Raw genomic sequence first — 6,937 nt, 5'->3', positions numbered from 1 at the left:
ATCAGCACAGTCCAATTTTATAGTCGTCTCAGCGAGAAGAAACTATCACGTTTTTTGTTCTCAAAGATAGGCTTTTTTCAAACCGGGAAAATGGGAATGCGCCCGCGCCATCATATATATCGCCATCGTTTACCTGACAGTGAATATCCTTTCTCAGTTTTCGTGATAACGTGCCGTGGACCGGCACTGACGCATATTCAAAAATTTTTTCCAGTGTTGCTTTTTTCATGGCTGCTCCTTTGCAATTTAACAGTTTTCTTTAAACATAGCGCAGATTGCGTTTCAATCTGCCTTGATGGTTCATAAATCATTGTGACGGGCTTAACTTTCCAAAATTAAACAAAATAAAAGTCGATAATCAACTTTTTCCCTTAGTGTAATCAAAAATGATGCCGAAGCGTTGAAAAAGAGGGTTGAAATGTGGTGGGCGTGATAACTGATTTGAATTATAAGTTTTAACTATCTATAGTTTTTTGTGGATGTTTTAAATTGCCTGTGTTCAGCATGACGGCAGATTTGTCTCAAAAATATTTTGAGACAAATCTGTATTCAGGTTGTTACACTATTGTGTATCCATTAGGGCGTCATATGTTTACTTTGACCTCTCAGGCGGTATATTGAGTTTTATTCCTAAAGTCTGTAAGAATAAAAGATGATTTTGATCTAATGTGCGGCGTGTCTAAGTGCCGTAATTTGATCTTGAGTTGTAACAAAGGGCCTGAGAGGGCCGGCTGCCGGTGCCGAAAAATGAAATCAACCGCCTGGGACGCATAATTGTGGGATTATCTTTGAAGAAGGGAACTGATGGCTAACCATAGTTGTATGGCCTGGCCTTTGTCCACGAATGCCGGGACAATGCATGTTTGACTGGGCTGAAAAAAAGCTTGCGGTATGGGTACTGACACCTCATGGGATGGCCCTGGCAAACCGGGTGAAACAGGCGCTGCCCCATTCGGACCTGTTTGCATCTCAAAAACTTGTGCCGGGCGAGTCCTATACGGGGTTCTCCGCTTTGGCCAACGCCCTGGCACCGGCTTGGGATCATTATGATGCCCATTACTTTATTATGGCAACGGGTATTGTGGTGCGCACCATTGCACCGCTAATCCGGGATAAAACAAAAGATCCTGCTGTGGTGTGCGGTGATGAGGCCGGCCATTTTGTGATCAGTCTGGTTTCGGGCCATATCGGCGGGGCCAATGAACTGGCCGTCAAGCTTTCGGCTATATTGGGGGCAACACCTGTGATCACCACGGCCACGGATGTCAACCAGGTGCCGGCCATTGATGTGATTGCCAGGGACCAGGGGCTTTACATCGAAAATAAAGCGGCCGTTAAACATGTGAGCATGGCCTTTATCAAGGGGGAACCCCTGCCGGTTCATGACCCCTTTCATCTGGTCTCTCCGCACTTGCCGTCCGTGCTCATGGAAGCTCCTTCTTTATTTAGTTCGGAGAAATCCGGAATATGGGTGGATTATTCGGTCCGCGATCTTCCGGAAAAAGTTCTGGTGCTTCGGCCTAAAATGCTGGTGGCCGGCATGGGTTGCCGAAGGGGGGTGACCCGGCAGGAACTTGAAGACCATTTGCGAAAGATTTTTGAGGTCCGGGGATTCAGCGTGAACAGTCTGTCAAAAATCGTGTCTGTGGATCTTAAAGCGGATGAGCCCGGGCTTCTGGCGCTTGCCCGGACCTTAAACGTGCCCATTGAATTTTATACAAGAGCCGAACTGGACCAGGTGAAGACAGTGCCCAATCCCTCTTCCCTGGTGAATAAACATATAGGCGTGGAAAGTGTATGCGAAGCAGCAGCCATGCTGGCAACGGGCAGGACTTGTCTGTTAATACCGAAAACGGCCGGCCGGACAGTGACCCTTGCCTTGGCGGTAATGCCCTTTAGATTCTAATACACCGTGCCTGAACAATCCCGGACCCTGGTCTTCACCCGAATTTCAGGCCGGGCCCCGGTGCCGGAAAAAGAATCCCTGGAAAATCCGGCAGTCCATAAAGCGTCCATGGCCTAAAGTTTTTTCAATGTTTCAACGTCCCTTTGCAAAGAAAGAAGTACTTCTTCCTGGGCGTTCTTTTGTTCCAGTGCGGCGTTTCCAAGGTTAGATATTGTTGCTTCAAGGGATTGGACATTTTCGACCATCTCGTTAATCAAAATCAATATTGTTTGAAACTGTTCTTGTGAGCTGGTCAACACATCCTGGGTTTGATGGATATCCTGCCCGACTTTATCTAGTGTTTCTTCCATCTTTTCCATGAATTGATTCGTTCCTTCAAGGCTGCTTTTGGTGTCCAGTGCCAGCTTTTTAACTTCACTGGCAACAACGGCAAAGCCTTTTCCTGCATCCCCTGCCCGTGCCGCTTCAATGGTTGCATTCAAAGACAAAAGGTTGGTCTGCTCAGCAATGGATGTAATTAAAGAGAATACATCTCGAATCCCGGAGATTGATTCATTAAGCCTGGAAAATTCATTGGCAAGCTCAACCACATCAAGGGCCTTTATCGCGTTGGCTGTATTTTGTGAAATTGATTTTTGAAGGTCTGCCACCTTGTTGCGTATGGAGTCTGTTTGAACCATTGTATCACTAATTTGTTCATTCAACTCGGCACCGCTGTCATAATGCTCAGTCAATATATCGATAACATTTGAGCGTAAACTATTGAGCATCTCCACTCGTTTTAGCTTGCTTTTGGTAAAATAGTTGGCGTATTTGGCATAGTACAAAGGAAATTTTTCTATAAAGGGATCAGAATAGTCTTTATCCACTGCATCAAAAAAGACAAGTGCCGTTAATGTCTGATTTATATTAATACCGAAAAGTTCGCCAAAGGTTGAAAAACCGGCCACAGGTATTCCCCAGGTATTGACTATGCGACTCAAACAAGCGTCATTATTCAGACGCCTTAAAATACAGTCGTCCAGAACAGCGCCTATCGGCTTGGGTCTTTTTTGCAAAAACGAGGCAATATCCTTTTCGGTCTGTTCCACGAAATCAGTGGGTTGTAACAAAAGCAGCTCGTCTCCGGGGTTGATATCACAAAAAAAGGAAATCTGTCCTGTATCTTCAAATAATTGGGCAACGGAGCGGACAAAAAGTTCCCCGTCAATTTCAATACCGAATGTGTAGCCGTTCTTATTCAAGTGATCATTCAGGCTGCCCACGGTGGTGTTCAATGACGCTGCAAGTATTTCTGCAAAGGGGCGCACCTGTTTGGTGTGTTCATCATAAATGGATGAAACAATACGTTTATCCGTGTCCGCATCAATGACAATATACGATTTGCCGGTTTTTTTAAAATTCTGGCTTTTTAAAACCCCATAGGTTTTTCCTGCTGCCAGCTTCATAAATATAACAACCGCCTGATTTTCAAGAATTTGCTTTCCGTTAAACAAGTATGTATTTAAAAAGTCAAGCTTCCCGCCGGCAGACCCGCCAATAAAGAAACACGGAAAACGCCCGGACTGATATACTGCCTCCATCATATAGTTTTCACATGCAGATAATCCGTCAATAAAGGTCAGGGCGATGGTATCTTTTGCATGGATGGAAAACGGGATGCGGATCTGGTCAAGGAAGTCTTTTATCCGTCCCACCCGTTCGCTTTTTCCCATGGAGGGATTTCCGGCGCGAATATCATCATTATACAAGGGAATTGTCTGAATGCTGATGTCTGAAAACAAATCGGCTGAAAATACCTGGATAACAATAGATGACCATCTTTCGCCGGCCTTTTTATATATTGATTGCCGCTGCTGTGCTTCAGAACTGCCAAGCTCTCCTGCTGTGGAAAGCGCAATTACAGGCGTCGGGCCTGCCATGGATTGCAATGTGTTTGTTACCTGGGAAAAATTGACATGGGGTGAAACAAAGGCCAGTGCCAGCGACGCCTGTATACCTCCCGGTTGAAATGTCTGGCTTGATACACCGCTTAAATCATTATTTGTTTCAATAACTGTAATTGACGAAGTGGTGATTTCAGTGGTCTGATTCTGCGTATCGGAACAAGAATTCTTTTTTTTAAAAAACATGTTGACTCCAAAAAGATGGCAGTATGAAGTACGCTTAAGTAAATAATTACGATAGTAAAAATATAAGAAGTTATATATTTAAAATCAGGAAATGGGCTATGTCAATGAAAATAAAATAATTTGCTGAATAGAAAATACGCATTGTCAATTTGGGAATTTTAATCTAATCGTTCTATGAAAATACCTCATCTTTAAACGTGCCATTACGTTTTAAAAAAAGTCTGTGTAATCTACACAGATCTTTCAACTTTCGTTGTGGGCGCAGCCTGGGTGTGGATAGACCAAAGACGGTCCGTGACCGTTATACAAGAAACGAACCGGACCAGGTGAAGACAGTGCCCAGTCCCTCTTCCCTGGTGAATAAACATAATAGGAGTAGAGAGCGTATGCGAAGCAGCAGCCATGCCGGCAACGGGCAGGACTTGTCCGTTAACACCGAAAACGGCCGACCGGACAGTCACCTTCGCTCTGGCGGCAATACCCTTTACATCGTAGGCACAGGCCCAGGAAAGGCCGAGCACATGTCCGGCCGGGCACGCCAGGTGCTGGAAGCCTGCGATATTGTGGTGGGGTACAAGACCTATCTTGAACTGATCAAGGATGTGATCAAGGATAAAAAGAGACTGACCACCGGCATGACCAAGGAGGTGGACCGGGTTCAGGCCGCCATTGATGCCGCCCTTGACGGCCACGCCTGTGCTTTGGTTTCCGGCGGTGATGCCGGTATTTACGCAATGGCAGGCCTGGTTTTGGAAATGTTGGCCGTTAAAAAAATTGCCTGCAATACCGGCGAAAAGGATAGCCTGTGTGTGGAGGTGGTGCCGGGCATCCCGGCGCTTGCTGCCGGTGCTGCGCTTTTGGGCGCACCGCTGACCCATGATTTTGCAACCGTCAGCCTAAGCGATCTGCTCACTCCCTGGGAAATCATTGAAAAGCGGCTGGATGCGGCAGCTTCTGCTGATTTTGTGATCAATATTTACAATCCCAAAAGCAAAAAGCGCGACTGGCAGTTGGGCCAGGCCATGGAAATTATTCTCAGGCACCGGGCAGGCACCACTCCGGTAGGCATTGTCACAGGGGCCATGCGGGACAACCAGAAGGTGGCGTTGTGTGCCCTTAAAGATTTGGATAAGGCCGACGTGGGGATGCAGAGCATCGTGATTGTGGGAAACAGCTCCACCTTTATTTATAATGACCTGATGATTACCCCCAGAGGGTACAGTAAAAAGTATGCGATAGGCAAGAAGCAAGAAACTGGAAACAAGAAACAAGAAAAGTATAGCGATGATGCACAAATACTTTTAGATAAATGACATTGCGATATGAGTGAAAACTTAAAAAAGGCAAAATGTATTGCCGCCCTGGGTACCGGTTCTGATGTGGGTAAAAGCGTGGTGGTTACAGCATTATGCCGGATTTTTTCCGACCGCGGGCATGAGGTGGCTCCCTACAAGGCACAAAATATGTCCAATAATTCCGGGGTCACCCCGGAAGGTCTTGAAATGGGCCGGGCCCAGATTGTCCAGGCCGAAGCCGCCCGCATTGCCCCCCATGTGGACATGAATCCGGTGCTGCTCAAGCCCGTGACCCAGATCGGCTCCCAGGTGGTGCTGCTGGGAAAGGTGCATAAAGATTTGTCCGCTGCTCAATATCACCGGGAAAAGGCAACGCTCTGGGATACGGCTTGCGGTGCTCTGGACCGCTTGCGCGCCGACAATGATGTGGTGGTGCTGGAAGGGGCCGGCTCCTGCGCTGAAGTCAATCTCATGGCACGGGATATCGTAAATTTGAAGATGGCTGCCTATGCCAAGGCACCGGTGATTCTCACCGCCGATATAGACCGGGGCGGGGTGTTTGCCCAGATCGTGGGGACCCTTGCCTGTCTGAACAAAGCTGAGCAGAGCCAGATCGCAGGATTTATCATCAACCGGTTCCGGGGCGATATCGCGTTGTTCAAAGATGGGGTGGCGTGGATCGAGAGAAAGACCGGCAAACCGGTTTTCGGTGTACTGCCCTGGATCAGCCACCATATCCCCAACGAAGACTCCGTGGCGATTGAACACGCCATGGCCAAAACGGATCCTGCCCAAACCCCTACAGTGCTGGTGGTGCGTACCCCCCATATCTCCAATTTTACCGATTTTGATGCCCTGTCCCAGGTGGAGGGGCTGGGTGTGGATTTTGTTGAACACCCAAGAGACCTGTCCGCTTATAGAGCTGTAATCCTGCCCGGCTCCAAGAGTACCCGCAGCGATTTGAACTGGCTTGCTAAAACCGGCTGGACCGCCAAAATTCAGGCTTATGTTAAAAACGGCGGCCATGTCCTGGGCATATGCGGCGGCTACCAGATGCTGGGTACCAAAGTCCATGATCCCCACGGCCTTGAAGGTCCCCCGGGTGACACCGGCGGGCTGGGACTTCTTCCCCTTGAAACGGTGCTCAAATTCCCAAAAACCACTACCATTTCCCGGTTCGAATGGGACGGGGTCCCGGGCCTTGGCTACGAAATCCATATGGGCCGGACAGCGCCGGCCGACCGGATTGCCTCGGATAAACCGGCGAATGACGGCCTGCTACGCGTAAAAGAGAGAAACCAGCAGGACTGCAACGATTTTGACGGAGCTGTGGCCGACTCGGGCCGGGTCATGGGTACCTACATGCACGGTTTTTTTGACTCAAGCTCCATCCTGAAAAAATGGCTTTCACTGTTGGGATTAAGCCAACTTGAACCGCCGGAATTCTGCGGCCTGCAGGGCAGAGACAGGCAGTACGACATGCTGGCCCGGCATTTTGAAAAATATGTGGATATGGCTGCTATTTTAAAGGTCATAAACATGGATTGAGTGGCCGCATCAAGCTGCTTTGGTGGAAAGTAAAAGAGCTTATCTTTTTTGACAGG

Annotated in this window: 5 protein-coding genes; 3 read left to right on the top strand and 2 right to left on the bottom strand. The window is 48.0% G+C overall.

The genetic code is table 11. The features are described from left to right. Positions 1-28: 28 nt before the first annotated feature. Complete coding sequence (locus B147_RS31950) at positions 29-229, bottom strand: hypothetical protein (RefSeq protein ID WP_020589416.1); 201 nt, start codon at positions 227-229, stop codon at positions 29-31. Positions 230-859: 630 nt separating this feature from the next. Here B147_RS31950 and B147_RS0122235 point away from each other — a divergent pair. Next, on the top strand, positions 860-1,906 hold the full coding sequence (locus B147_RS0122235) for a cobalt-precorrin 5A hydrolase (RefSeq protein WP_020589415.1): 1,047 nt from the start codon (positions 860-862) through the stop codon (positions 1,904-1,906). Positions 1,907-2,019: 113 nt separating this feature from the next. Here the strand turns inward: B147_RS0122235 and B147_RS0122225 are convergent, their stop codons facing one another. After that, positions 2,020-4,038, bottom strand: a complete 2,019-nt coding sequence (locus B147_RS0122225) for a methyl-accepting chemotaxis protein (protein WP_020589413.1) — start codon at positions 4,036-4,038, stop codon at positions 2,020-2,022. A gap of 386 nt (positions 4,039-4,424) precedes the next feature. Here B147_RS0122225 and cobJ point away from each other — a divergent pair, with 386 nt between their 5' ends. Next, positions 4,425-5,351, top strand: a complete 927-nt coding sequence (cobJ, locus tag B147_RS29280; RefSeq protein ID WP_020589412.1) for a precorrin-3B C(17)-methyltransferase — start codon at positions 4,425-4,427, stop codon at positions 5,349-5,351. A gap of 9 nt (positions 5,352-5,360) precedes the next feature. Beyond that, on the top strand, positions 5,361-6,881 hold the full coding sequence (locus B147_RS0122215) for a cobyric acid synthase (RefSeq protein ID WP_020589411.1): 1,521 nt from the start codon (positions 5,361-5,363) through the stop codon (positions 6,879-6,881). The last annotated feature ends 56 nt before the right edge of the window (positions 6,882-6,937 follow it).

The sequence above is a fragment of the Desulfobacter curvatus DSM 3379 genome, from assembly GCF_000373985.1.
In the GTDB taxonomy this organism is placed as follows: domain Bacteria; phylum Desulfobacterota; class Desulfobacteria; order Desulfobacterales; family Desulfobacteraceae; genus Desulfobacter; species Desulfobacter curvatus.
Note: the sequence above shows the minus strand (reverse complement) of the source record. Positions and strands in the feature narration are given on the sequence as shown.

Bases quoted from the DNA above. Each gene is read 5' to 3' on its own strand.
- B147_RS31950 (WP_020589416.1), bottom strand. From the start codon at position 229: ATGAAAAAAGCAACACTGGAAAAAATTTTTGAATATGCGTCAGTGCCG.
- B147_RS0122235 (WP_020589415.1), top strand. From the start codon at position 860: ATGTTTGACTGGGCTGAAAAAAAGCTTGCGGTATGGGTACTGACACCT.
- B147_RS0122225 (WP_020589413.1), bottom strand. From the start codon at position 4,038: ATGTTTTTTAAAAAAAAGAATTCTTGTTCCGATACGCAGAATCAGACC.
- cobJ (WP_020589412.1), top strand. From the start codon at position 4,425: ATGCGAAGCAGCAGCCATGCCGGCAACGGGCAGGACTTGTCCGTTAAC.
- B147_RS0122215 (WP_020589411.1), top strand. From the start codon at position 5,361: ATGAGTGAAAACTTAAAAAAGGCAAAATGTATTGCCGCCCTGGGTACC.